Here is a 23,769-nt window from a genome sequence, read left to right as displayed (position 1 = left end):
AGTAGGTAAATTTACTTAAAACCAGGAGTCATCTGTCGACACATCCGTAGTTCCTGCCGCATCCTCTACAATCTCAAGAGAATCACTATCCTGAACCTGCGTCTCTCCATCGCCCACCAATAGTGTCAGTGTAGCTCCCACCGGAACTTTATCGCCCATGTTCAATTGGCGCCCTTTATACTTCACACCATATACCCAATCTTTTTCTCCTGAGATCAGTTCATTCTCAGAAAGTTTAAATCCGGCTGCCAGTATCTTAGCCTGTGCCTGACGCACAGAACTATTATCGGCAACATCCGGAACAAGACGCAAAGGAACATCCAATGTATTTATAGTCAAATAGATCGTTCTTCCTTCTTTCACCTTCTGACCGGCAGATGGATTTAATTCCAGGATACTCCCGGCAGGTTTATTTTTCACATAGTTAGAATCCGAGACGACGCATACCAAACCATGATTACGCAAAAGCATTTCTGCCTCTCCCACTGTCATACCCTTGACATCCGGCACCACGACAGCTTCACCGTGACGAGTATAAACATCCAGCCATTTCAACACTCCAAATAACAGCAGAATGACTACTGCCATCATAGCTATCAGGTTTAACCAAAAGTACTTATTGGTCTTGAATGAAAAAAATTCCTTTATCGTCATAAATCTTAGCCGTTAATCCGGGTCAAAGATACAATTTTAAGTACATAGTAGCATAGAGTTTTACAGAGTTTTTAGTTTTCTGACGCCAATAGAACGTAATTAAGCCACATAATAACATTTGCAACTCATTACTACATAGATTCTTTCGTATAGCTTGACATACACAGATACATAGAAAGCCATAACGGAACGATGTATGAGATGCACATCTCGTACTGCACGACATGCACATCTCGTGCTGCTCCACATGCACATCTGGTAATGTACGAGATGCACATGTCGTACATTCTATCCCACCGAACAAAGGAGACTACCCCGTAGAAGAAAGTGAGTTCCCATTAGGGGACAAAAAAAAGAAGTAAAGACAATGCCTTTACTTCTCCAATTTCTTTTTGTACAACTATGTGACTAAAGAGCCTTATGCTTTTACTCCGTTGTATTCGTCAGAAACAGTCAGTTTCTTACGACCTTTTGCACGACGGGCAGCCAATACTCTACGACCGTTAGCTGATGCCATTCTCTCACGGAAACCGTGTTTGTTTTTTCTCTTTCTGTTAGAGGGTTGAAATGTTCTTTTCATTATTATATCTTGTTTTTATTGTTATTATTCTACGTAATCGGGCTGCAAAAATAGGCACTTTTTTTAAATAAACCAAGAGATAACTCATTTTTAGTCAAAAGATTTTGTGTTTTTTGCCGATTTAGATTACTTTTGCACTCGGAAATATCAGTCGATAACTCAATAACATTATAATAATAAAGGATATCAAGTATGATTAATGCTCAAGACATCAAGAACGGAACCTGTATCCGTATGGACGGAAAACTCTATTTCTGCATTGAATTTCTTCACGTAAAACCCGGAAAAGGTAACACTTTTATGCGTACCAAGCTGAAAGATGTAGTAAGCGGTTATGTTCTCGAACGCCGTTTCAACATCGGTGAAAAGTTGGAAGATGTGCGTGTAGAACGTCGTCCTTACCAATTCTTATATAAAGAAGGAGAAGATTACATCTTCATGAATCAGGAAACTTTTGACCAGCATCCTATTGCTCACGATTTGATCAATGGTGTTGATTTTCTGCTTGAAGGAGCTGTGTTAGATGTTGTTTCCGATGCTTCTACAGAAACCGTACTTTACGCTGACATGCCCATTAAAGTTCAGATGAAAGTTACTTATACAGAACCGGGTATGAAAGGTGATACAGCTACCAACACCCTGAAACCTGCTACAGTAGAATCCGGTGCTACAGTACGTGTTCCATTGTTTATCAACGAAGGTGAAACAATTGAAATTGACACACGTGACGGTTCTTACGTAGGACGTGTGAAAGCATAACAAAAATATTTCATTTATACCACAAACGGTAAACCAATTGCAAGATAACCGCAATTAGTTTACCGTTTGTTGTGTTTATGCCCCGCTTAATCATTATATTTGCCTATCAAATAAAAACCTTTTTAATTTATAACAAAATGAAGCGATTAATGTATGTATTATGCTTTGTCCTGATATCCGTCGTTGCACACGGGCAAGCAAAGTATGTGTTCTATTTCATAGGAGATGGAATGGGGGTAAATCAGGTGAATGGTACAGAAATGTATCGTGCAGAATTACAAAACGGACGCATCGGTGTAGAGCCATTACTTTTTACACAATTCCCGGTAGGTACTATGGCCAGTACTTTTTCCGCAACAAATTCCGTAACCGACTCATCGGCTGCCGGTACAGCCTTAGCTACAGGTTCTAAGACCTACAACGGTGCTATCGGAATGGATGATCAAAAGAATCCCCTGCAAACCGTAGCTGAAAAAGCCAAAAAGGCCGGTAAAAGAGTCGGAATTGCTACCAGTGTAAGTATAGACCATGCTACTCCGGCTGCTTTCTATGCGCATCAACCCAGCCGCAGTATGTACTATGAAATTGCAACAGATCTGCCCAAAGCTGATTTTGATTTTTATGCAGGATCGGGGTTCCTAAAACCAACTACAACAGCTGATAAGAAAGAAGCACCCAGCATTTTCCCAATGTTTGAAGAAGCAGGTTACACACTGGCACGTGGCTACAATGACTTTAAGGCGAAAGTTCCTCAAGCAAAAAAAATGATCTTAATCCAGGAGGAAGGTGCTGATGTTTCATCTCTCCCCTATGCCATCGATCGTAAAGAAGGAGAGCTGACTTTAGCACAAATTACAGAAAGCGCAATTGAGTTTCTTACGAAAGAGAAAAACAAAGGTTTTTTCCTGATGGTCGAAGGTGGAAAAATAGACTGGAGTTGCCACGCCAACGATGCTGCTACCACATTCAATGAAGTGATTGATATGGACGAAGCAATCAAAGTAGCTTACGAGTTCTACAAAAAACATCCCAAAGAAACACTGATCGTAGTGACAGCGGATCATGAAACAGGTGGTATAGCCCTTGGTACCGGTAAATATGCACTGAACCTGCAAGCGCTTCAATATCAGAAAAACTCAGCAGACATGCTTTCTACACAAATCAGCGAACTAAGAAAAGCTAAAAACAACAAAGTATCCTGGGAAGATATGAAATCGTTCCTGGCAGAAAACATGGGATTCTGGAAAGAAATACCTATTTCCTGGGAACAAGAAAAGAAATTGCGTGACGAATACGAAAAGTCATTCGTAAAGAGCAAGGTGGTATTCGAAGAAAGTTTATATTCGAAGAGCGAACCAATGGCTGCACGCGCCAAAGAAGTGATGGATGAAATCGCAATGATCAACTGGGCCAGCGGCAGCCACTCAGCCGGTTATGTTCCGGTATTCGCCATTGGAGCTGGTTCACAACTTTTCGGAGGAAAAATAGATAATATTGAAATTCCAAAACGAATAGCAAAAGCCGGAAGGTATTAATAAAAACAAAAGTCCTCTGTTCAAAGTTAGAGGACTTTTGTTTTTTATACACTGATAAGGTATAACACATTATATTATCCAAAAGAAAATTCATATCTACTACTTTGTTCAGATATGACCATATTGTCTCCTCTAAGTTCAACGCTTATTTTTTTATCTCTTGCCAGCCATCCTAAAATAAACGCGAAACTTTCCCGATCAATTCTCATGTGAGCGGAAGACAGCTTACTAAACAACTCTCGGGTGTTAATCTCACGGGTTTCCCTCAATATGCGCCCAATCTTAGTCAACGCACTATTAAAATCTTGCTCGTTCATAGTTCTCCGTTTTTAAGTTAAACAATATATTATTCTATCGCAGAATCTATAAATGACAAATAAATCATCTCCGATTTATTTGAACAGAACCTCCCTTATTTAAAGCAAATACACCATTTTAAATTATAAAATCAAACTTTTAAGCCCTATTTTTGTTTAATTCATAAGAAAACAAAGCTTTTTATAAATTGAATGCTATATCCTTTTATCTATAAAAACGTAACTAAAAGAAAAATAAACGAAGCATTATAATTGTGTTTCCCCCTCAATATAATTTTCCAGAAACAGATTCTCACCATCAAATACAGCATACGAGAAGTAATTAATCCAATCCCCTAAAATCAGTATACGAGCGGTAGCACTAAGCATCAGGTCAAGTTCTATATGCCGGTGTCCATAAATAAAATAATTAATATTGGGGTGACTTTTGAGATATTCTTTTGTATAAAGTACCAGATGTTCCTTATCTTCACCCATATAATCAGGTTCTTTCCCATCCTCACGCTTCATCCGGCTATGCTTTGCCCAGGTTAACCCCAAGTCGATACTCCACCTCGGATGAATCATCGAGAAAAGAAACTGTAATGTCTCATTATGAAACATGGCACGCAAGAACTTAAACTTTTTATCCGGATCTCCCAAGCCATCTCCATGAGCAAGATAAAACTCCTTTCCATAGATTTCAGTGGTCAGTGGTTTTCGGTGAATAATAGCCCCACACTCCTTAGTCAGATAATCTCCACACCAGATATCGTGATTACCAGTAAAGAAATGCACTTCCACTCCCATATCTGTCAATTCCGAGAGCTTTCCCAAAAAACGAGTATATCCTTTGGGAACAACCAGTTTAAACTCATACCAGAAGTCAAACATATCTCCCAACAAATAGATAGCAGCAGCCTTATGCTTGATACTATCCAGGAAATTCACTAACCGTCGCTCCTGTGTACGACCGTGCTCGATAGCACGAGAGCCCAAATGAGCATCAGAAAGGAAATAAACGTTTTTCATAAAGTAGATGTATTTATATTCAGTGTTTTTATACTAAAGAAATCCCAATTCCAGTTTTGCTTCTTCACTCATCATATCCTTATCCCATTCCGGTTCAAAAACCAGATTGATGGTAGTTGAGGTTACTCCTTCTATCGATTCTACCCGCTGCCGGACATCTTCCATAATAAAATCGGCTGCCGGACAGTTAGGTGCAGTCAGTGTCATGTCAATAACCACTTCACCAGTTTCAGATACGTCTATTTTATAAATAAGTCCCAAATCATATATATTGACCGGAATTTCCGGATCAAATACAGTCTTGAGCATGTCTACTATTTTTTCTTCTATTTCAAACTTTGTCATAGTTGAGAGTTTTATTGATTACTTACACAAAAATAATGCTTTTCTATATAGAAAGGTTTATAGTGTCCCTCTTTTTATGTACTTTTGTTAATTATGAAGTACAAACCGTCTAAATACTCGCTTATTGAAGGACTACTTCTCTTGTTTTTGTTAGTGGCCTGCCAGCAAGATAATAAATACCTTACTCTATTGTCACAAGCAGACTCGATCATACACACACGTCCAGACAGTGCATTATCTCTACTTAGTTCAATCAAGAGACCTCAAAAAATGGAAGTAGAGAGCAGAGCCAGATTTGCTCTACTTTTAACACAAGCTGAACATAAAAATTGGATACCACACACCAACGACTCCTTAATCCAGATAGCGGTAGACTATTATAAAAACAGAAATAATAAAGAACAAAAAGTGAAAGCCTATTATTATTTAGGATGTGTCTACGATGATATGGGAGATATTGTTGGAGCAATAGACGCTTATTTAAAAGCATTGAATGTATCTCCCTCTCCAAACAGTTATTCAGAAATGAAAACTATGATTTATGAAAACTTGGCAGATTGTTATCGCAGCCAAGGTTTCTATGACAAAGCGATGGAGATGTATCGTATTTCTTACAAAACAAACATCAACCACAATGAAGAAAAGAATATACTTTTCTCTTTACAAGGAATTGGAGAAGTATTTATGTATCAACATCAATGGGATAGCGCAGCTTATTATTACAATGAAATCATAGAAAAATCACGTGCACTCGGTGACTCATCCTGGATATCTATTGGAATTAGTAACCTTGCACATATTTATTACAATCAGAAGAAATATTCAGAAGCCTATCACACAGTTCTAAAATCTATTCACAATAATAATGAAAATAATGAGAATGAAATAACCAACAAGTACATTTTACTTGGCGATATCTTAATCCAACTGGGGCAATATGATTCAGCTCGTTACTATCTATCGCTTAGCAGTACTAAAGAAGATCCTTTTCTACGAGCTTCCAGACATTTCTCATTATATGAACTTGAAAAAAAATGTGGAAAATATAAAGAAGCAACACAATACATTGATACATACACAACCTTATATGATTCCCTTCGAGAAGGAAAGAACAAAGAAGAAATTGCAAAGTTAATAAACAGCTATACAATAGAAAGATACAAAAAAGAAATTTCCGAAAAACAGAAACGTCAAACCAGAATCTCTATTTCCTTTTCTATTCTCATAATTATTTCAATTTTATTCATTTTCTTGATGATCGATAGGTATCGGAAACAAGAATATATCGGCTTACAGAAATCTTTAATGAAAAAAAGAGGAGAGATAATGAAGATGCAGGAGGAACTGAATAACATGGATGTGAACCATTCACCAAACTCTATACAAGAGAAAGAGAACAAACAAAATATTCTAAAACAATTACAAAAAGAGAAATTTTATTATAGTATCCAATTATTTCAAAAGACTCCCTATTGCAAAATCATACAAGAACTAAAACAAAAAAGAAGAATTGAAGAAAAAGTCTTCACCTCAGGAGAACGTGAACTTCTATGGGATTGCATTTATCAGATTTTCTCAGATACAATGTCAGATCTGAAAGCACAATGTCCTGAATTGACTAGAGAAGATTTATTATATTGCATCTTATACCTATTAGGATATCCCAATTCAATCATTATAATTTGCACTGGAACCAATACAAATGCCTTAAAGTCCCGAAAAAATCGATTAAAAAACAAAATGAGTAAAGAACTATATTTATTTATCTTTGATGCCGATAAATAACTGCCAGACTGCATATTAGACTTCTAAAAATTTCTATATTACTTTTCTATTACCTTAATACATTCGCAGATAAGACAATTATGACCTAATTGTTACCAAAAAAAATATGCTTTTTCCGGCAAAATTTAGTCCTTTACCCAAAAATTAACCCCGTAAAATATAAACTTATGAAAACTAAATTTTTATTATTATTTTTCATTACTCTGGCTATTTCAGGAATAGTATTAGGAGAGACCCTAAACAAAGGAATAAGGATTGAGTTAAAACATCATCTCAGAAAAGATCATCGCTCTGTTATTGAGCAACCATTTCAAGTCTTTTTAAACACCCCCCTTATAAGTATAGAGCAAGATCCTTCTTTATCGGATGAGTTGTTCTACACTGTAAGAATCAAAGATGTAAACACTGGCAAAATTATGGAGACATTGACAACCGCCGGAACTACATATATTAACATAAGCAATTTGATTCCAGCAGAATATAACATAGAGATTGATTTAGAATCCATGTTATTATATGGAACCTTTGTAATACAAAAATAATAGCATTTTTTCACACAGCCTTAAATATAAAAATTTAACTTTAAAAAAAACATCATGAAAAGCAACTTAAAAAAATTATCAACATTGTTGATTCTACTAATGATTGTATCATGTTACAATGACAGATTTGATACAATAGACTATTCGTTATCAGTCGAAGACAATAATAATGAACTCAAAAAAGAGGTTAATCTAAGAAGTGAATTTTCATTGGCTTTAGCTAAGGTCTTTGCTGAAAGTAAAGATGTGAGAGAACTTATAAAAAAGGAAGCTTTAAAGCAGTTTGATTATGATTACGATGTTTTATACATGTTAGTCAAAGATAAAAAAATAGGAAATAATAAAACATTGGAAGAACTTTTATTAAAATATATGAATAAAGAAAACCTCCTTATTCTAATACAAGAAATTCCAACTTTGACTATATTCGTACCTTCTCTTCCTGAAGAATCCTTTTCTGCAGAAAAATGGGATATTAAACAGGAAATACCTTTTGTTGCATATAAAAACGAGGATAATACAATATCATACGTGAATAGTGCAGGAATAGTTAATACTTTTGAGGAAGATGAAATTCCAGTATTCCCTATTGTAGTAATAAAGCCATCAGAAAGAATTGTTTTGCAAAAAGGGACTCGAAATTCAAATTCGTCAACAGTACTACATGCTGAGAATGGAATCAATTTTGTGTTTGAATTCGATGAATTTGATAACGTTACATCACCACAAATTAAAACCAGAACATCTACAACAACAATTCCCGATCTTTTCAAAAAAATTTATGACGCTAAAAAGTTTTCTGATCAAAATGATATTTGGCAAAGAGATTACATTTACTATAATATTTCAAAAAAAGACGGAAAAGGCGTATTCCAAAAAAACATTTCTGAGTGCATCTATTCTCTTGAATTATTAGGAGATCCCAATAATATGTTTAGACTAATAGCAGATCAGGAAGGAGACCCTCACTATTCTGAAACAGAGTCATTGAGACCGGGATCAGGATCGTCTAGGCCGAAGCCAAAATCAAGAAGTGAAGACTACCATAGAACACAAGCCGGTTTTTGGTATGGAGGAAACTTTGAGTTTTTAGTAAAAACTTATATTAGCAACAAACAACTGAGTTCTAATGAAATTATTAAAGCAGTATCTATCCACCCACTGCATTTGTTTGATCTAGCCATAGAACGAAACGGACGGAGACCTGCAAAGGTAGTGGGAATTAATAAGATGAAAAAGTATTATTTACCTACTCCAATACCTATTTTCGATTGGAATATAGAAAACTATTCTACATCTATTAAAATATCTATTGAAGAAAAAGATAATCAAGAGACATCTATGAAAACATCAGAAACAACAAGTACATTTGCTACAAATTTTGAATTTAATGCAGGCTTTAAAGATATAGTCAAAGTAGGTGCTAAAGTTTCTACATCCACAACGCTAAAAGTTTCTACTGTAGTAACAACATATTTGAATAGCGATCAACTAGGAGATGTCATAATCAATTTTGGAGATGACATTGTAGTAAAAGACGAAATGGAAATTATTAATTCCCTTGTCGAGTACGATCAAAATGGAGTAAGGAAAACCACTGACTCTTACGGACCCGTATTAAATCCTAGATATAATTCTGGATATTATAAATTGGGAATCCTTCCTTTACCACAATACTAATCTAAATTATTGAGGGTGTGTATTCTATGTTTCTACGCAAGAAAAACTTTGTTTTTGCGTAGAAACATAGAATACACACCCTCATAATCCCATATTCATGCTTATCTTTCACTTTTCTATAAAAAATTAAAAATCTTCTCTCCTTATCGTAAGGAAAGATACTAAAATAGAACACTTTTTCATATAAGAATTGAATGTAGATACTTTTTTTGAAATTTCATTATAAAATAAACGATTATGAATGCAACAATAAAGCTATTAGGTTATATTCTAATTTCACTTTTTCTCTTTTTATCATGTAGCAAGGATGACGAAAAAGAGATTATAGAAGAGAATTATGAAATGAATATAAAAGTGGAATATACTAAATGGTCAGAGTCATATCCGGATGAAGGTTCTAAAATATATATATATTTTAATCGCCAAATGGAGGATTTCACTGCCATGAGGTATGATGCAGATGGCGTATATTATTCTGATGATAAAATTATTGGACCAGACAAAACGGATATCGCAGACAAAAATGGATTAGCGGTTATTGATTTTAAAGATCATTTAAATATGAAATTCTCATTAGCAGTCGAAAGCAGGCATACAAAATTAAGAGCGTTTATGTATTTTGAAAAGTATGTTTTTGCAAAAGAACACACCTTTAGCTTTTTCAAGTCAACCTTTGAATAGCGACTGATATAAAAAAGAAATCTATCCATCCCATATATTTCTGTTACTTTTTATATCAGCCCCTCATCTGCGAAACTATAGTATTTGCCATCACAAACAATCACATGGTCTATCAATTTAATATCTATGGATTTGGCAGCATTGAATATTCGCTGTGTCAGCACCTGGTCTTCCTGGCTGGGATGAATATTGCCCGATGGGTGGTTATGAACTACGGCAATCTGGGTAGCACGTTGCAACAATGCTTCCCGAAGAATAGACCGCACATCCACAAACGTTCCGGCGATACCTCCTGTACTAATCCGGACAGAACTAATTACTTTGTTTCCCTGATTTATCAGCAATACCCAGAACTCCTCAAGCGCAAGATCGCACATCAACGGATGAAATACCTCATAGATATCTTTAGAACAACGAATCACGGCCCGTTCTTTTATTTCCTGTAACCTGCGCCGTTTGCCAAGTTCCAGAGCAGCCATAACAGTAATACTTTTGGCCGGTCCAAATCCTTTAAAACGAGAATAATCACGCACTTCCCAACGAGCAAGTTCATTCAAATCGTTGTGGCAGGAAACAAGTATCCGCCGCATCAGTTCAACAGCACTCTCTTCTGTATTTCCCGATCCGATAAGGATAGCCAATAACTCAGCATCACTCAGTGCATCAGCTCCTTTCACCATCATCTTTTCACGTGGACGGTCTTCTTTGGCCCACTGACAAATAGTAAGTTTTTGCGACTCTTTCATTTATAGAAGTTTTTCCGAAATGCTTCGAACTCACCACGTTTCAAGATACAACGCTGCCACCAGGCTCTCCAAAAGCCGCTCCCATAGCCAATGAGCTGTATAAAGGAGGCGGCAACCGAATAAATGCCAATACGGAAACTACGGTTCTGAACAGTAGAATCCATACAGACCAATAAAGCATAAAGAACAATAGGCAGCAGACTAAATAGGCAAAACGGAGTACCAATAAGCAGTATTACTACTCCCAACGTAAACACAGCAGGAAGCAAATGTACCAGTTTCAATGATTCCGGATATTTTTTATAAAGATTGATACGGGCAATACCCGAATTATGTACTTGCTTGAAGAATTTCCTCAAATCCGTACGCCGCTTATGATATACCCAGGCACCCGGAAAGAGTCTGCAACGGTATCCTTCTTTAAAGATACGGATACTAAAATCAATATCCTCACCAAACCGCATTTTAGAAAAGCCACCTAAAGCCTGGTATACCTCCCGTCTCACTCCCATATTAAAGCTGCGCGGATAGAACTTGTCCATCTTCTTTTTCCCGCCGCGAATGCCTCCGGTAGTAAAGAAAGAAGTCATGGAATAGTTAATCGCTTTCTGAATATTCGTAAAGGAGTCATGAGCACGATCGGGACCTCCGAAAGCGTCTGCCGGAGCAGTCTTCAATTCCGTTTCTATTGCATCGAGATACCCTTCAGGAAGAATACAATCAGAATCTAATATTATCAGATACTCACCCTGACTTCGTTCTGCCCCATAGTTACGGGTTTGCCCCGGACCGGAATTCGTTTTTTGGTAATATTTCAAATCAAGGACAGCCTTATATTTCTCAGTCACTTCCAGACATGGTATGGTAGACCCATCTTCTACTACTATCACCTCAAAATCTTTGAAACTTTGATCTGTAAGACTTTGCAACAGTTCATCGACCTCATCGGGACGATTGTATACGGGTATGATAACGGAGTATCTCATAGTTATTGTTTTATCTATATTGCAAAGATACATCATTATTTTAATAAAAACGGGGCTACTCCTAATTAGGATAGCCCCGGTCTGTATATTATCTGTTTTACAGATTATTTACTCACAACAGTCATTGTGTCTGATGCAATCAGTAACTCTTCATCCGTAGGAATAACTACTACCTTTACCTTTGAATCATCTGAAGAGATGATAGCTTCTTCACCACGCACTTTATTCTTTTCGGCATCTATCTTCACGCCCATGAATTCGAGTCCTTCGCATACACCGGCACGGCAACTTGCCTGGTTTTCACCCACACCACCTGTGAAAAGAATAACATCTACACCACCCAAAGCAGCAGCATATGCACCAATGTATTTCTTAATGCGATAGAAATACATATTCTCTGCCAGAATTGCTTTCGGGTTTCCTTCAGCTACGGCAACTTCCAATTCACGCATATCACTTGATACACCAGAGATACCGAGTACTCCGCTCTTCTTGTTGAGCAGATTAGAAACACCTGTCGTAGTCAAGCCTTCTTTATCCATAATGAAAGTCACTGCACCGGCATCAATGTCACCACTACGTGTCCCCATCATCAAACCCTCCAATGGAGTAAGTCCCATCGTAGTATCGATACATTTGCCATCTTTGATAGCAGCAATAGAACCGCCGTTACCGATATGGCAGGTAATGAGTCTCAAGCCCTCTGCTTTAATACCCAAGTATTCACATACACGCTGTGAAACATAACGATGAGAAGTTCCATGGAAGCCATAACGACGCACACCGTATTTCTCATACAGTTCGTAAGGCACAGCATAAAGATATGCATAATCCGGCATTGTCTGATGGAAAGCCGTATCAAATACACCCACCTGAGGAATATTAGGAAGGATAGCTGAGACAGCATTTACACCTTTCAGATTAGCAGGATTGTGAAGCGGAGCCAAATCATTGCAAGCCACAAAAGCTTCCAATACCTCTTTGTCCAGCAATACAGATTTGCTGAAACGTTCACCTCCATGTACCATACGATGACCTACCGCATCAATTTCATCCAAAGACTTAATCGCACCATATTCCGGGCTAACCAAAGTATTAAGAATGAATTCTACTCCTACTGTATGTTCGGGAATATCTTTTTCAAGTACCTTCTTCTCTCCGTTCGGCAAAGTAAGTTTCAGGAATGAACCTTTCAAACCTATCTTTTCGATACCACCTTGTGCAATCACTTCTTTGCTGTCCATGTCGAACAGCTTGTATTTAATGGATGAACTTCCACAGTTCAATACTAATATTTTCATTTTGATTTCGATTTTAAAATTATTTCGCCTTCTTGGCAGCAATAGCCTGATTAGCAGTAATAGCAATCATTCTGTAAACGTCTTCGATAGAACAACCGCGTGAAAGATCATTCACCGGACGAGCAATACCCTGAAGAATCGGTCCTACTGCATCGGCATGGCCCAAGCGCTGAACCAGTTTATAAGAAATATTACCGACTTCGAGACTCGGTACTATCAGCACATTAGCTTCACCTGCAACCGGAGATCCCGGTGCTTTACTTGCACCCACTGAAGGAACCAAAGCGGCATCTGCCTGCATTTCACCATCAATATTTAACTCAGGAGCCATTTCTTTGGCCAATCTTGTTGCTTCTACCACTTTGTCTACTACCTCATGCTTTGCAGAACCTTTGGTTGAAAAGCTTAACATAGCTACCTTCGGATCTTCAATTCCTGCAACAGCCTGTGCTGTACGAGCTGTACAAACTGCAATCTGAGCCAGCTGAGCAGCATCGGGAACCGGAGTTACAGCAACGTCTCCCATTACAAGCAGACCATTTTGTCCACACTCAGGTGCATGTGTCAACATCAGCATTGCACCAGACACAGTAGTGATACCCGGGCTTGTTTTAATAATCTGAAGAGCAGGACGAAGCACATCACCTGTTGTATTACGTGCACCGGCCAACTGACCATCAGCATCTCCGTTTTTAATGATAAGACATCCCAGATACAATGGATTGAGTACCAATTTACGGGCTTCTTCAATAGTCATGCCTTTTTTCTTCCGAAGCTCACACAACAATTGCGCATATTCTTCTTGTTTCGCATGATTTTCCGGGTCAATAATAGTGGCCTTACTGATATTTCCCAATCCCCACTTAGCAGCAGCCTCATGAATTTCATCCGGATTACCCAGAAGAATAAGGTCAGCAACTTCATCTGTCAAAATCTGATTGGCAGCTTTCAGAGTACGTTCTTCTGTACCTTCAGGAAGAACAATGCGTTGACGATCCGCTTTCGCACGTGCAACAATAGAGTTAATTAAATTGAGCATAGATATTTAATTTTATGTATAATTCCGGTAGTAGGTGTTATTCACGCCGCAAAAGTACACAATTTTGCAATATCTACATTGCAAAACGGGGCGTTTTTACGCCCCGAATATACAATTATTATAATATTTAACACTAACGAATGATTTGCGGAGAGACTTCCTTAAACTGTTCCATACACATTCCGATAGAAGCACCGATATAAGTAGGATCACAAATCAAGTATTTGGCACCATCGTCCAGCACCACATAATCACCGGGAATCTCCTCCGTAAAACGGACTGCTGAAGCAATATGATTGGGATAATCGAGTAAAATAGCATCTAAGCCTAACAAATCTTTCACTAAAGTAGAATACAAGATAGCACGGTCTTCACAGTCACAAGCCGGATAAAAAAAGTTTTCGTCCAGGAAGAAAGGTTTCTCATAACCAAACTGTGCCCCATCGGTCTGATATTCAAAGCCTGTCTGCACAAACTCTATAAGTATATTAGCAGCCTCTCGCTGAGATTTACCTTTGATAGCTTCTTTCAGAGGAGGATACAAAGTTGCTTTTAACTCTTCACTCATAGGAGTGTGATAATATACCGACACATCACACTGCGGATAGCTCTTATAAAATTCGATCAGGTTCTTATTAACCACTGTCTCCACTTTCACCGAACCGGATTTAGGAGATATGGCTTCTGCATATTCAACCATATTAAACTCAGGCGCCGCATCGATAGAAAGAGAAACATAATTCTTTGCATTCGCAAAATCCTGCTTATAGGTATAAACTCCCATCGGCCCATTCTGCTTTTCCGCATCAAAGACATAATACTTGGTACCCTCCAATATTATATAAGGTATACCATATAATGCTGCGGCAGGTGCTACCATCAGTTTCAGTCTTTCGTTAATCTTGGAAAGGCGTACTTTATACCCCGATTTATTCAGAATAAACATTTGCAAAAAAGCAATATCATCTTTCTGCTGTTCACCATAAAGCTGTTCGCCAAGCTTCTTAGTAAACAACAAATATCCCCAGTCACTCATCTTCTTCTCTTCACGCAGAGTCATGCAGTCCTTTATCAATTGTTCATGATCCGCTTTACAAAGCTGGCTCCACGCATCGGCAACATCTGCTTCCCGATTCCCAGCCAATGCAAGATTTTCGATTGCATCGGTTGCCACATTAAAGGAAGAACCGTAAAAATCAACAGGCGTACGACGTACAGGAGTCTCTGATTCCGGTACCACCGGAATATCTATTTTCACGGGAAGATAGGGCCGTCCCGGAACATACACTCCTGGTACAGGTTTATCCGTAATAGATGGTAAAGCGGGTTTCTTTATCTCAACCGGTCTCCCTTCAAGAGTAGGCCTTTCCATTCCCGGTATTCTTGGAGGAGCCGGTTTAATTTCAATGGGTGCTTGTGACCGTTTACCATCAAATACCGGTTGTTTGACAGGTTCAGGACGTACCGGCGCTTCTACAGCATCAAATGCCTCAAACTTAGTCCACGCTTCTCTAAGAAAAGTATCAAAGTCGGCATCTGCCTTATTTTTAAAATCATTAAACTCTTTCTGTTGCTGCTTTTGAAAACTATCAAATTCCTTTTCAAAGTCAACATCTTGCGCCATTGCCACCGGAACAGCCAACAGCCCAATCACAAAAGGAAAAATACACTTCATCTTATTCATCTGCGTATTGTTTTTAGTAACCAGCGACTCATTATTATCTTACTTAATCAACACCATCTCATAGAAAGCACAACGCTGGTTGACCGGGATTGAATAGACCCATTTCAGCACATTCTGATAAGTAACCACTTCTGTAAAAGGAATATTCTCTTTAGTAGCTACCATCATAATGTTGATCTTCTCATTGTCTTTACCCGGCTGTTTTTCCATAAGATAATCCACCGCATTACTGAAAGGAATCTTATACTCCTGCCCTGCTTTGAGCAGATTGTTTGCCTCGTATGTATTGGGATACAGCAATGCTCCTCCCGTACTGTCAAACCAGAAAAATTTAAGATAAGAATCCGTTCCATGCACCGTCAGCCGGCAAGTAAACGCATCCCCTTCCTTATAAAGGGTTTCCACCCCCTTCACTTCAAGTGCATAGGCATTATCAGGTTTGGCATTCTTCTGCACAGTAGCATCAATCGTCACTACTTTATAAAGGCTACGGGTATCTGTGTCCCATATCTCTTCTATTTTTTTATGGGTAACATTTATCATGCCCCCAATAGCAAGCACACTCATCTGTGAGTATGCCTCATGAAACTCTTGCCCGTCATTCTGAGTTATCTGCCCGAAAACCGACCAGACGTTTTCCATCACCCCAGCTTTCTGTAAAGCAGCTTTCTTGGCTTCCATAAAAGCGCGCTCTTCAGCTTGCTTCAAAGTGATCTCTTCACTGACCTGCCAACGCCCCTGTACCCCTTTCACCTTAACAATGTCCTGGGCACAAAGGCTTCCGGCAGATATCAACAATAAAATAGCTATAACTCCGAGTAGCCTATTTATTCTCATTCAAATCTTTCCCTTTTTAATAATCGATCTTTAATATCCTAACTTATCCAGTTCTTTGGCCAGGTCTTCCGACTTCTTTGCCAACTCGGCACGTACTGCACTAATCGCAGCCTTATTCGCAGATTCCAGGCTATACCCAAGTGTTACCATCACCTCTACATTTTTGTTTTCAAGCGTTCTATACACTTCTACCAATGGCGTAATACGTCCCAAAGTAGCCGAAATCACACTTTTACTGGCAGCAACTACACTTGAAAGACTGGCAGCTTCTTCCTGTCCCATATCATCATTGGCCACTTTTGCCTCAATCAGCTGAGACACTTTTGTTTGAATCTGCCCCGCAAGTTCTATCTTGGCAGCATTGGTTGCCTGCAAAACAGCAGAAGACTGATTACCACCAATAGCTCTTGAAGAAGCAACGTACCAGAACGGAGTTCCGTCCGGAGTCATTTCTGCCTGCTTCTGCCACGCATTCTCTATCTGCTTATCTAATGGTAATTTTCCAATTGGAGTTTTAAACCCTTCTTTTGTTAATTTCTTAGCTTCTTTACGTGCATCTTTAAGTGCCTTTTTTTTCAGTTCATTGTTCAAAACTTTCTCCTGTTTTGCCATTGTTTTGTAGTCTTTCTTGGTAGCCTTTTCTTGTGCAAAGGTATTTACAGATAACATCAGGGCAAAAACCGTGAAAACGCTGATTAGTAAGTTCTTCTTCATATTCGTCTTGTTTTAGTAGTTAATATTCGTTTTTTAAATCGGACATTGATATTTGCAAAAATATATATATTTTCCTTTCTATTCCTTTTTTCATTGTTTTTTTTCATACAATTGAATGGTTAAAATAATTTCTTCACGGAAAACAGTGACAACTCTCCTATTTATTTCATAACTTTGCACCGTTTTCAAATTCAATAGGTATAAAATATGATACGTCAGTGTGCCATTTTATTTGGCTGTTTGGCTTTGGGTGAATTGATTGTTTTTCTCACGGGAATTAAGCTCCCGTCCAGCATCATAGGAATGTTGTTGCTCACCCTGTTTCTGAAATTGGGTTGGATCAAGTTGCATTGGGTGCAAGGTATGTCCGACTTCTTAGTTGCTAATCTGGGATTCTTCTTTATTCCACCAGGAGTTGCCCTTATGCTCTATTTTGACATTATTGAGGCACAATTCTGGCCGATAGTAGTTGCAACCCTTATCAGTACCATTCTGGTGCTTGTTGTCACCGGATGGGTTCACCAATTAACACGTAAAATCAAATGAATTATTTAGAAAATGAATTCTTCCTGCTGGCTATCACCTTCGGGATTTACTTCTTTGCCAAGTTACTGCAAAAGAAAACGGGATTTCTTTTGCTGAATCCTATCCTACTCACTATAGCCGTCCTTATTATTTTTCTGAAAATAACCCATATCAGTTATGAAACCTACAATGAAGGCGGCCATCTGATTGAATTCTGGCTTAAACCGGCAGTAGTAGCGCTGGGAGTACCTCTGTATTTACAGTTGGAAACAATCAAAAAACAATTGCTACCCATATTATTATCACAGTTGGCTGGCTGTTTTGTCGGGGTTGTTTCCGTTGTACTGATAGCCAAACTAATGGGAGCTTCACAAGAAGTTATCCTCTCTCTGGCTCCGAAATCCGTAACTACTCCTATTGCCATGGAAGTAACCAAAACCTTGGGAGGTATTCCTTCGCTGACAGCAGCAGTAGTAGTCTGTGTCGGATTACTGGGAGCTATACTCGGATTCAAAACAATGAAACTGATGCATGTAGGTAGTCCGATAGCCCAGGGGTTATCCATGGGAACCGCTGCTCATGCGGTAGGAACCTCTACCGCGATGGATATCAGCAGTAAATATGGAGCATATGCCAGTCTGGGATTGACATTAAACGGAATATTTACTGCATTATTAACTCCAACAATTCTCCGATTATTAGGTCTTCTCTAACAAAAACGTCCTCTATTTGTTATATTATTAAGCGAAAAGCAAAATAAATTTTATATGATAGATTTTAAGGATATTACTATCCAGGATAAGGATACCATTACATCTTACACGATGAACAGTAGTCGCCGCAATTGCGACCTTTCTTTTTCCAACCTTTGCAGTTGGAGATTTCTGTATAACACCCAGTTCGCCATCATTGACGATTTCCTGGCATTCAAATTCTGGGTTGGAGATGAACTGGCCTATATGATGCCTGTCGGAAAAGGAAATCTGAAAAAGGTACTGGACATGCTCATTGAAGACGCAAATCAGGAAGGGCAACCGTTCTGTATGTTAGGCGTGTGTTCATGTATGAGAGAAGAACTCGAGGAGATTATGCCGGGACAGTTTACATTTACTGCCGACAGAGACTATGCCGATTATATTTATCTACACACCGATCTGGCTACGCTAAAAGGAAAAAAATTCCAGTCAAAGCGAAACCACATCAATAAATTCCGGAATACATACAGCAACTATGAATATACCCCTATCACTCCTGATCGTATTCAGGAATGTTTAGATCTGGAAGCCGAATGGTGTAAAGTGAATAACTGTGACCAACAGGAAGGTACCGGTAATGAACGTCGTGCCCTGATTTATGCATTGAATCATTTCGAAGCATTAGGGTTAACAGGTGGGATACTTCACGTCGACGGCAAGATCGTTGCATTCACTTTCGGGATGCCTATCAACAAAGAGACTTTCGGTGTACATGTAGAAAAAGCTGATACAACAATTGACGGGGCTTATGCCATGATCAACTATGAATTTGCCAATCACATCCCCGAACAATATATCTACATTAACCGCGAAGAGGATCTGGGTATTGAAGGCCTGCGAAAAGCCAAACTATCCTACCAGCCCGTTACTATTCTGGAGAAGTATATGGCGTGCTTCAAAGAACATCCCCTGGAAATGATTAAATGGTAAGATAAAGAGATGACCAAACAACAGATAAAAGCTTTATGGAAGCTTTGTTTTGACGATAGCGATGCGTTCATCGATATGTATTTTCGCCTGCGTTATAATAACGAAGTAAATATCGCTATAGAAAGTGGCAAAGAAGTAGTCTCTGCCCTTCAGATGATACCCTATCCTATGACTTTTTGTGGCGAACAAATCCAGACCTCATATATCTCCGGTGCTTGTACCCATCCCGATTTCCGGGGAAACGGAGTCATGCGTGAGTTACTTTCACAGGCATTTGCACGTATGAGGTATAATCACGTTGTTCTTAGTACACTGATCCCTGCAGAGCCCTGGTTGTTTGATTATTATGCGCGTATGGGGTATGTGCCTGTATTTCGTTATTCGGAAAAAAAAATATCACAATGGGACATAAGTCCTGTGCCGGATATCTTCATAACGAAATTAGCAGATGCCAATGAAGAAGCATATCAATACCTCGACAAAAAAATGTCTGAGCGCTCTTGCTGTATTCAGCATACTTTTAGTGACTTTAAAGTAATTTTCGCAGATCTGCTTATCAGTAAAGGCACATTCTATATAGCTACCGTTCAGGAGCAGATAGCAGGCATAGCCGTTGTTTATCCGAATGGAAATGGATTACAAATAAATGAATTGCTGACAGAAAACGGCGAAATTGAAAAAGCATTGCTCTTTCATATCCGGCAGGAAGCAGGTACCGACGCTATTACAATGATTACTCCCCCTATGGCTGCCGAAGAACAATATCCCCTCGGCATGGCACGTATCATTGATGCCAGAACTATTTTACAGTTCCATGCGGCCTTGCATCCGGAAATTGAAATGAACATAAAGCTAACAGACGAACAATTGGCTATAAACAATGGCTACTACTACCTTTACAAAGGAAAATGTAAATTCAGTAAAGAACGGTTGTTAGGTAGCCACCGGCAATTGACCATCGGGGAACTATGCGAAAAGCTCCTCTCTCCATTGCAACCTTATATGAGTTTAATGCTGAATTAACAACTATCATGCAAAGCATTATCTACTAATCCTTTCGTACTCTTCTTTAGATTTAAGGATACAGAACATCCGGATGTTGTTATGCAAAACACCCGGATGTTTTGATTTACAACATGGGGATGTTTTCACCAACAACATCCGGATGTTGTTGATTCTTTCCATTTGATTTATGACAAGCAGAAATAGGGTAGTCTGATTGCATGATAAGTATTAACTTACACACTTAAAGTAGTGAACATAGTAGTGAGCATATAAAAGAGAGCATCCTGCACACCTCTCAGCTTTTGTCATTGAAATGCCAAGAAATAGTGTACAGGATGCAAGTGTGTTTCGGAAAGATTTGTATAAGATTAATTTAGAGTCCGCTAAAGTCTACACCTTCAAAGACCAGCGACGGGATACGCCAGGATGAAGACAATCGCGGATCGTTTCCTGTTTCGGACAACGACGACCAGAGAGTCAACATATTACCAGTCACATTCATTTCGGATACAGGCTGTGTCAGTTTCCCATTTTCAATAAGGAACCCTTCGATACCATACGAAAAGTCTCCTGTAGAACTGTTACAGTTACCCCCATTAAAACCTGTCACAAGGATTCCATGATCCACTCCGGCTACCAGCCCGTCGAGATCCTTTAAGCCCGTTTGCATGACCAGAATAGAGGGTGAGTTAATAGTTGGAGAAACTCCCATCTTTCTGGCATTATAGGTATCAATAAAATAAGTTTTCAACACTCCATTCTCAAAAACCGGACGTCGCTCTGTTGCTACGCCTTCACTATCAAAATAGCGGGCACCGGATGCTTGTTGCAGATGCGGTTCGTCTATTAATGTCATCTTATCGGCCAGTACTTTTTCATTCAGTTTATCCAGCAGGAAAGAATTTTTCTGCTGAAGAGAAGATCCATAAAGAGCATCTACCAAGGGGCTTAGTAGCTGACTGACATTCATTGGATCCACCACCATCGTATATTTACCGGATTTCGCTTTTCTTTGTCCTACCTTACGCAGAACGCGTTCCAGGGCTTTCTGCCCGACGCCTGCTTTCACCAGTTTATCAAAATAGAGTGATGATTCATACCAACCAGCAGAAGGGCGTGCCTCTCCTTCGCCCTTTATTGCAACCTCGGCATAAAGAGAATACCAACTTGATTTTGTTTCTCCTTCAAAACCATTACTGGTGATCCGGTATCCAAAATTATCTCCATCGCTATAAGAAGAGCTGACAGAAATAATGCGGTCATCTTTACCCAGTGCCTCTTCGGCAACAGCTTTTGCCAATGCTACTTTATCATCGGGACGGATGGAAGAAAATTTTGCATCCAACAACTTCAAATCGGGGCTCCCTCCTTTATAATAGCGGGAAGCATCCGGCAATACACGTGCCTCATCCTTTGCCAGATAACGGGTAGAGTCAATGCCATTCTTTATAAATGTTTCAAGTTCTTTCTTATCCAGCCGATTGGTAGAATAGGTTCCATAGCGTCCGTCTACATATAAGAAAATGGTCAGGCCATTTTCCGAAGCCTGCTGTAAACGGTCCATTTTGGCATCACGCAACTCAAAAGAAGAGTTTGATCCGGCATAAAGATTCACTTTTGCTTGCTGACAACCGTTCTTCAAGGCATAATCCATTGCCCATTGTGCCAGTTTTTTATTGCTATCTGAAATCATAAGAGTTGAAAGTTGAGAGTCGAAAGTCGGGAACTAAACATATATCTTTACCACATTCCGCGAAGTTTCAACTTTAATTTTTAATTTCTAATTTTTAGTTCTCACTGTTTTCTCAGTTTTCTCCTCCAACGGTCAGTTTACTAACCAACGCCGAAGGCATACCACAAGTCACCGGACAAGATTGTCCATCCTTCCCGCAAGTCCAGGTACCATTATCAATCTTATCATTATCAGCTACCATAGTAATATCTGCCAATGCTTTCGGACCATTTCCGATGATATTGATATCTTTAATAGGTTGTGTCAGTTTTCCATCTTCAATCAGATAACCCGATTTCACAAAGAAGGTAAAATCACCTGCTCCAATCTGCACCTGCCCGTTTGTAAACTGATCGACAAAAATGCCCTGTTTTACGGAAGCTATAATATCTTCCTCTTTCATATTGCCCGGCTCCATATACGTAGCACGCATACGAGGAATCGGCATATTCCGGAAAGTCTCACGTCGTCCGTTTCCGGTTGGAGCAATACCATAATGTTTGGCACTGATACGGTCGTGCATATAACTGGTTAAAACTCCCTCTTTAACGAGATATGTTTTCTGTCCTTCCACTCCCTCATCATCGAAGTTTACAGATCCACGGTTGAAAGGAATAGTGCCATCATCTATTACAGAAATATGTTCATTGCACACTTTCTTATTCAGCTGATCGGAGAAAATAGAGACATTCTTACGATTGAAATCTGCTTCAAACGCATGTCCGATAGCCTCGTGCAACAGGATACCGGAACCTCCCGCTCCCATCACCACAGGCATCTCTCCACCTTTAGGCTTGATGGCTTTAAAAAGAATGGCTGTATTGTCCACGGCTTCACGTGCCAAAATCTCAACCAGGTCATCAGACAGAAACTCAAACCCTTTACGATAGGCGCGGGCAGCATAACTATTTTCCGTCTTTCCGTTTTCCTCCATAATGCAGACAGCGCCAAGTGTCACCATAGGCCGATAATCATAATACATCACGCCTTCACTGTTACAGAAAAGAATATGCGATGTCGAATCACTTTGATTGGCCATTACTTTGGACACACGTTTATCCAGTGCAAATATTTTGTCATTCAGCTTTTGAAGATAAGGCATCTTATCTTTCAAACTGATCTCCTCCCAAGGAGTAGTGATCGGATAGTAGTTTCTCTTCAATGTCTTTTCTACCAGACGTACAGGACCGGATTTCTTCTTGCCGGATGCAATACGTGCAGCCGTACGTGCAGCATTCAACATATCGTCAAGCGTCACATTTTCCACATAGGCATAACCGGTCTGATCGCCTGCCAGCACACGCACCCCCATACCAAAATCTATATAGGAATTACAGCTATTCACCGCCCCGTCTTTCAAACTGATTACATTGGTGAAGGTATGTTCAAAAAAGAGATCAGCATAATCTCCTCCTTTTTCAAGGGCTGTTGCCAATACTTTCTTCATATCTTCTTCGCCCACACCAAAATGATTCATTGCCTGCGAAAGCGCCGCCTTCTGGTCAGCTCCTCCCAAAGCTCCCTTCACCGAAGGAATAGCCAACGCTGAGCCTGCAGCCAACGAACCTAATAATGCCATACCTCCTGTTCTTATAAAATTTCGTCTGTCCATAATATATCTATTAT

The 23,769-nt window shown here is 39.2% G+C and carries 24 protein-coding genes; 10 read left to right on the top strand and 14 right to left on the bottom strand.

Going from position 1 to position 23,769, the window contains the following annotated elements:
• Positions 1-15: 15 nt before the first annotated feature.
• Positions 16-654, bottom strand: a complete 639-nt coding sequence (locus ACESQI_RS15255) for a PASTA domain-containing protein (protein WP_025867689.1) — start codon at positions 652-654, stop codon at positions 16-18.
• A 418-nt stretch (positions 655-1,072) separates the two neighbouring features.
• On the bottom strand, positions 1,073-1,234 hold the full coding sequence (gene rpmH / locus ACESQI_RS15250) for a 50S ribosomal protein L34 (protein ID WP_002558970.1): 162 nt from the start codon (positions 1,232-1,234) through the stop codon (positions 1,073-1,075).
• A gap of 192 nt (positions 1,235-1,426) precedes the next feature.
• Between rpmH and efp the strand changes: the two genes are divergently transcribed.
• Together efp and ACESQI_RS15240 are read left to right on the top strand one after the other, a co-directional pair.
• Positions 1,427-1,993 carry an elongation factor P gene (gene efp / locus ACESQI_RS15245; protein WP_002558969.1) on the top strand — a complete coding sequence of 189 codons (567 nt, stop codon included), beginning with the start codon at positions 1,427-1,429 and terminating at the stop codon, positions 1,991-1,993.
• 137 nt (positions 1,994-2,130) lie between these two features.
• Entirely contained in the window at positions 2,131-3,528 is a 1,398-nt protein-coding gene (locus ACESQI_RS15240) for an alkaline phosphatase (RefSeq protein WP_002558968.1), read from the top strand.
• A gap of 74 nt (positions 3,529-3,602) precedes the next feature.
• Here ACESQI_RS15240 and ACESQI_RS15235 read toward each other — a convergent pair whose 3' ends face one another.
• The 3 genes from ACESQI_RS15235 to ACESQI_RS15225 all read right to left on the bottom strand — a co-directional run bounded on the left by ACESQI_RS15235 (position 3,603) and on the right by ACESQI_RS15225 (position 5,201).
• The gene (locus ACESQI_RS15235; RefSeq protein WP_002558967.1) at positions 3,603-3,845 is read right to left on the bottom strand and encodes a winged helix-turn-helix domain-containing protein; all 243 of its coding nucleotides are present in this window, start codon (positions 3,843-3,845) and stop codon (positions 3,603-3,605) included.
• Between the two features lie 246 nt (positions 3,846-4,091).
• The gene (locus tag ACESQI_RS15230) at positions 4,092-4,856 is read right to left on the bottom strand and encodes a UDP-2,3-diacylglucosamine diphosphatase (RefSeq protein ID WP_002558966.1); all 765 of its coding nucleotides are present in this window, start codon (positions 4,854-4,856) and stop codon (positions 4,092-4,094) included.
• A 33-nt stretch (positions 4,857-4,889) separates the two neighbouring features.
• Complete coding sequence (locus ACESQI_RS15225) at positions 4,890-5,201, bottom strand: iron-sulfur cluster assembly protein (protein WP_002558965.1); 312 nt, start codon at positions 5,199-5,201, stop codon at positions 4,890-4,892.
• Positions 5,202-5,471: 270 nt separating this feature from the next.
• On the opposite strand from ACESQI_RS15225, the gene ACESQI_RS15220 reads away from it, so the two are divergent.
• The 4 genes from ACESQI_RS15220 to ACESQI_RS15205 all read left to right on the top strand — a co-directional run bounded on the left by ACESQI_RS15220 (position 5,472) and on the right by ACESQI_RS15205 (position 9,889).
• The gene (locus tag ACESQI_RS15220; RefSeq protein ID WP_373126515.1) at positions 5,472-6,986 is read left to right on the top strand and encodes a tetratricopeptide repeat protein; all 1,515 of its coding nucleotides are present in this window, start codon (positions 5,472-5,474) and stop codon (positions 6,984-6,986) included.
• Positions 6,987-7,153: 167 nt separating this feature from the next.
• Positions 7,154-7,528 carry a DUF3244 domain-containing protein gene (locus tag ACESQI_RS15215; RefSeq protein WP_002558963.1) on the top strand — a complete coding sequence of 125 codons (375 nt, stop codon included), beginning with the start codon at positions 7,154-7,156 and terminating at the stop codon, positions 7,526-7,528.
• A 54-nt stretch (positions 7,529-7,582) separates the two neighbouring features.
• On the top strand, positions 7,583-9,208 hold the full coding sequence (locus ACESQI_RS15210; protein WP_002558962.1) for a hypothetical protein: 1,626 nt from the start codon (positions 7,583-7,585) through the stop codon (positions 9,206-9,208).
• A gap of 237 nt (positions 9,209-9,445) precedes the next feature.
• Positions 9,446-9,889: a hypothetical protein gene (locus ACESQI_RS15205; protein WP_002558961.1), complete on the top strand. Its 444-nt coding sequence runs from the start codon at positions 9,446-9,448 to the stop codon at positions 9,887-9,889.
• A 50-nt stretch (positions 9,890-9,939) separates the two neighbouring features.
• Here the strand turns inward: ACESQI_RS15205 and radC are convergent, their stop codons facing one another.
• From radC to ACESQI_RS15170, 7 genes are all read right to left on the bottom strand, one after another.
• Complete coding sequence (radC, locus tag ACESQI_RS15200) at positions 9,940-10,635, bottom strand: DNA repair protein RadC (RefSeq protein ID WP_002558960.1); 696 nt, start codon at positions 10,633-10,635, stop codon at positions 9,940-9,942.
• On the bottom strand, positions 10,632-11,621 hold the full coding sequence (locus ACESQI_RS15195) for a glycosyltransferase family 2 protein (RefSeq protein WP_002558959.1): 990 nt from the start codon (positions 11,619-11,621) through the stop codon (positions 10,632-10,634). The genes radC and ACESQI_RS15195 overlap by 4 nt, the downstream gene beginning before the upstream one ends.
• Before the next feature lie 104 nt (positions 11,622-11,725).
• Entirely contained in the window at positions 11,726-12,922 is a 1,197-nt protein-coding gene (locus ACESQI_RS15190) for an acetate kinase (RefSeq protein ID WP_373126512.1), read from the bottom strand.
• A 19-nt stretch (positions 12,923-12,941) separates the two neighbouring features.
• Entirely contained in the window at positions 12,942-13,961 is a 1,020-nt protein-coding gene (gene pta / locus ACESQI_RS15185; RefSeq protein ID WP_002558957.1) for a phosphate acetyltransferase, read from the bottom strand.
• Between the two features lie 133 nt (positions 13,962-14,094).
• The gene (locus ACESQI_RS15180) at positions 14,095-15,645 is read right to left on the bottom strand and encodes a hypothetical protein (RefSeq protein ID WP_373126510.1); all 1,551 of its coding nucleotides are present in this window, start codon (positions 15,643-15,645) and stop codon (positions 14,095-14,097) included.
• Between the two features lie 39 nt (positions 15,646-15,684).
• Entirely contained in the window at positions 15,685-16,482 is a 798-nt protein-coding gene (locus ACESQI_RS15175; RefSeq protein WP_002558955.1) for a DUF4384 domain-containing protein, read from the bottom strand.
• A gap of 30 nt (positions 16,483-16,512) precedes the next feature.
• On the bottom strand, positions 16,513-17,196 hold the full coding sequence (locus tag ACESQI_RS15170; protein ID WP_002558954.1) for a hypothetical protein: 684 nt from the start codon (positions 17,194-17,196) through the stop codon (positions 16,513-16,515).
• 207 nt (positions 17,197-17,403) lie between these two features.
• Here ACESQI_RS15170 and ACESQI_RS15165 point away from each other — a divergent pair, with 207 nt between their 5' ends.
• Genes ACESQI_RS15165 through ACESQI_RS15150 form a run of 4 tightly spaced genes read left to right on the top strand, consistent with a single transcriptional unit; the run spans position 17,404 to position 20,429 of the window.
• Complete coding sequence (locus ACESQI_RS15165; RefSeq protein WP_002558953.1) at positions 17,404-17,742, top strand: CidA/LrgA family protein; 339 nt, start codon at positions 17,404-17,406, stop codon at positions 17,740-17,742.
• Positions 17,739-18,434 carry an LrgB family protein gene (locus ACESQI_RS15160; protein ID WP_195660524.1) on the top strand — a complete coding sequence of 232 codons (696 nt, stop codon included), beginning with the start codon at positions 17,739-17,741 and terminating at the stop codon, positions 18,432-18,434. The genes ACESQI_RS15165 and ACESQI_RS15160 overlap by 4 nt, the downstream gene beginning before the upstream one ends.
• Before the next feature lie 54 nt (positions 18,435-18,488).
• Positions 18,489-19,406, top strand: coding sequence for a DUF2156 domain-containing protein (locus ACESQI_RS15155; RefSeq protein WP_373126507.1), 918 nt, complete (start codon positions 18,489-18,491; stop codon positions 19,404-19,406).
• A gap of 9 nt (positions 19,407-19,415) precedes the next feature.
• The gene (locus ACESQI_RS15150) at positions 19,416-20,429 is read left to right on the top strand and encodes a GNAT family N-acetyltransferase (protein ID WP_373126506.1); all 1,014 of its coding nucleotides are present in this window, start codon (positions 19,416-19,418) and stop codon (positions 20,427-20,429) included.
• A gap of 355 nt (positions 20,430-20,784) precedes the next feature.
• Here the strand turns inward: ACESQI_RS15150 and ACESQI_RS15145 are convergent, their stop codons facing one another.
• Together ACESQI_RS15145 and ACESQI_RS15140 are read right to left on the bottom strand one after the other, a co-directional pair.
• The gene (locus tag ACESQI_RS15145) at positions 20,785-22,104 is read right to left on the bottom strand and encodes a TldD/PmbA family protein (RefSeq protein WP_373126504.1); all 1,320 of its coding nucleotides are present in this window, start codon (positions 22,102-22,104) and stop codon (positions 20,785-20,787) included.
• Positions 22,105-22,216: 112 nt separating this feature from the next.
• Complete coding sequence (locus tag ACESQI_RS15140) at positions 22,217-23,755, bottom strand: TldD/PmbA family protein (protein ID WP_373126503.1); 1,539 nt, start codon at positions 23,753-23,755, stop codon at positions 22,217-22,219.
• Between the last annotated feature and the right edge of the window lie 14 nt (positions 23,756-23,769).

This window comes from Bacteroides sp. HPS0048 (genome assembly GCF_964240755.1).
GTDB classification, from domain to species: Bacteria; Bacteroidota; Bacteroidia; order Bacteroidales; family Bacteroidaceae; genus Bacteroides; species Bacteroides nordii.
Note: the sequence above shows the minus strand (reverse complement) of the source record. Positions and strands in the feature narration are given on the sequence as shown.

Coding starts and splice junctions, on each gene's coding strand:
- ACESQI_RS15255 (WP_025867689.1), bottom strand. CDS start 654: ATGACGATAAAGGAATTTTTTTCATTCAAGACCAATAAGTACTTTTGG.
- rpmH (WP_002558970.1), bottom strand. CDS start 1,234: ATGAAAAGAACATTTCAACCCTCTAACAGAAAGAGAAAAAACAAACAC.
- efp (WP_002558969.1), top strand. CDS start 1,427: ATGATTAATGCTCAAGACATCAAGAACGGAACCTGTATCCGTATGGAC.
- ACESQI_RS15240 (WP_002558968.1), top strand. CDS start 2,131: ATGAAGCGATTAATGTATGTATTATGCTTTGTCCTGATATCCGTCGTT.
- ACESQI_RS15235 (WP_002558967.1), bottom strand. CDS start 3,845: ATGAACGAGCAAGATTTTAATAGTGCGTTGACTAAGATTGGGCGCATA.
- ACESQI_RS15230 (WP_002558966.1), bottom strand. CDS start 4,856: ATGAAAAACGTTTATTTCCTTTCTGATGCTCATTTGGGCTCTCGTGCT.
- ACESQI_RS15225 (WP_002558965.1), bottom strand. CDS start 5,201: ATGACAAAGTTTGAAATAGAAGAAAAAATAGTAGACATGCTCAAGACT.
- ACESQI_RS15220 (WP_373126515.1), top strand. CDS start 5,472: ATGGAAGTAGAGAGCAGAGCCAGATTTGCTCTACTTTTAACACAAGCT.
- ACESQI_RS15215 (WP_002558963.1), top strand. CDS start 7,154: ATGAAAACTAAATTTTTATTATTATTTTTCATTACTCTGGCTATTTCA.
- ACESQI_RS15210 (WP_002558962.1), top strand. CDS start 7,583: ATGAAAAGCAACTTAAAAAAATTATCAACATTGTTGATTCTACTAATG.
- ACESQI_RS15205 (WP_002558961.1), top strand. CDS start 9,446: ATGAATGCAACAATAAAGCTATTAGGTTATATTCTAATTTCACTTTTT.
- radC (WP_002558960.1), bottom strand. CDS start 10,635: ATGAAAGAGTCGCAAAAACTTACTATTTGTCAGTGGGCCAAAGAAGAC.
- ACESQI_RS15195 (WP_002558959.1), bottom strand. CDS start 11,621: ATGAGATACTCCGTTATCATACCCGTATACAATCGTCCCGATGAGGTC.
- ACESQI_RS15190 (WP_373126512.1), bottom strand. CDS start 12,922: ATGAAAATATTAGTATTGAACTGTGGAAGTTCATCCATTAAATACAAG.
- pta (WP_002558957.1), bottom strand. CDS start 13,961: ATGCTCAATTTAATTAACTCTATTGTTGCACGTGCGAAAGCGGATCGT.
- ACESQI_RS15180 (WP_373126510.1), bottom strand. CDS start 15,645: ATGAATAAGATGAAGTGTATTTTTCCTTTTGTGATTGGGCTGTTGGCT.
- ACESQI_RS15175 (WP_002558955.1), bottom strand. CDS start 16,482: ATGAGAATAAATAGGCTACTCGGAGTTATAGCTATTTTATTGTTGATA.
- ACESQI_RS15170 (WP_002558954.1), bottom strand. CDS start 17,196: ATGAAGAAGAACTTACTAATCAGCGTTTTCACGGTTTTTGCCCTGATG.
- ACESQI_RS15165 (WP_002558953.1), top strand. CDS start 17,404: ATGATACGTCAGTGTGCCATTTTATTTGGCTGTTTGGCTTTGGGTGAA.
- ACESQI_RS15160 (WP_195660524.1), top strand. CDS start 17,739: ATGAATTATTTAGAAAATGAATTCTTCCTGCTGGCTATCACCTTCGGG.
- ACESQI_RS15155 (WP_373126507.1), top strand. CDS start 18,489: ATGATAGATTTTAAGGATATTACTATCCAGGATAAGGATACCATTACA.
- ACESQI_RS15150 (WP_373126506.1), top strand. CDS start 19,416: ATGACCAAACAACAGATAAAAGCTTTATGGAAGCTTTGTTTTGACGAT.
- ACESQI_RS15145 (WP_373126504.1), bottom strand. CDS start 22,104: ATGATTTCAGATAGCAATAAAAAACTGGCACAATGGGCAATGGATTAT.
- ACESQI_RS15140 (WP_373126503.1), bottom strand. CDS start 23,755: ATGGACAGACGAAATTTTATAAGAACAGGAGGTATGGCATTATTAGGT.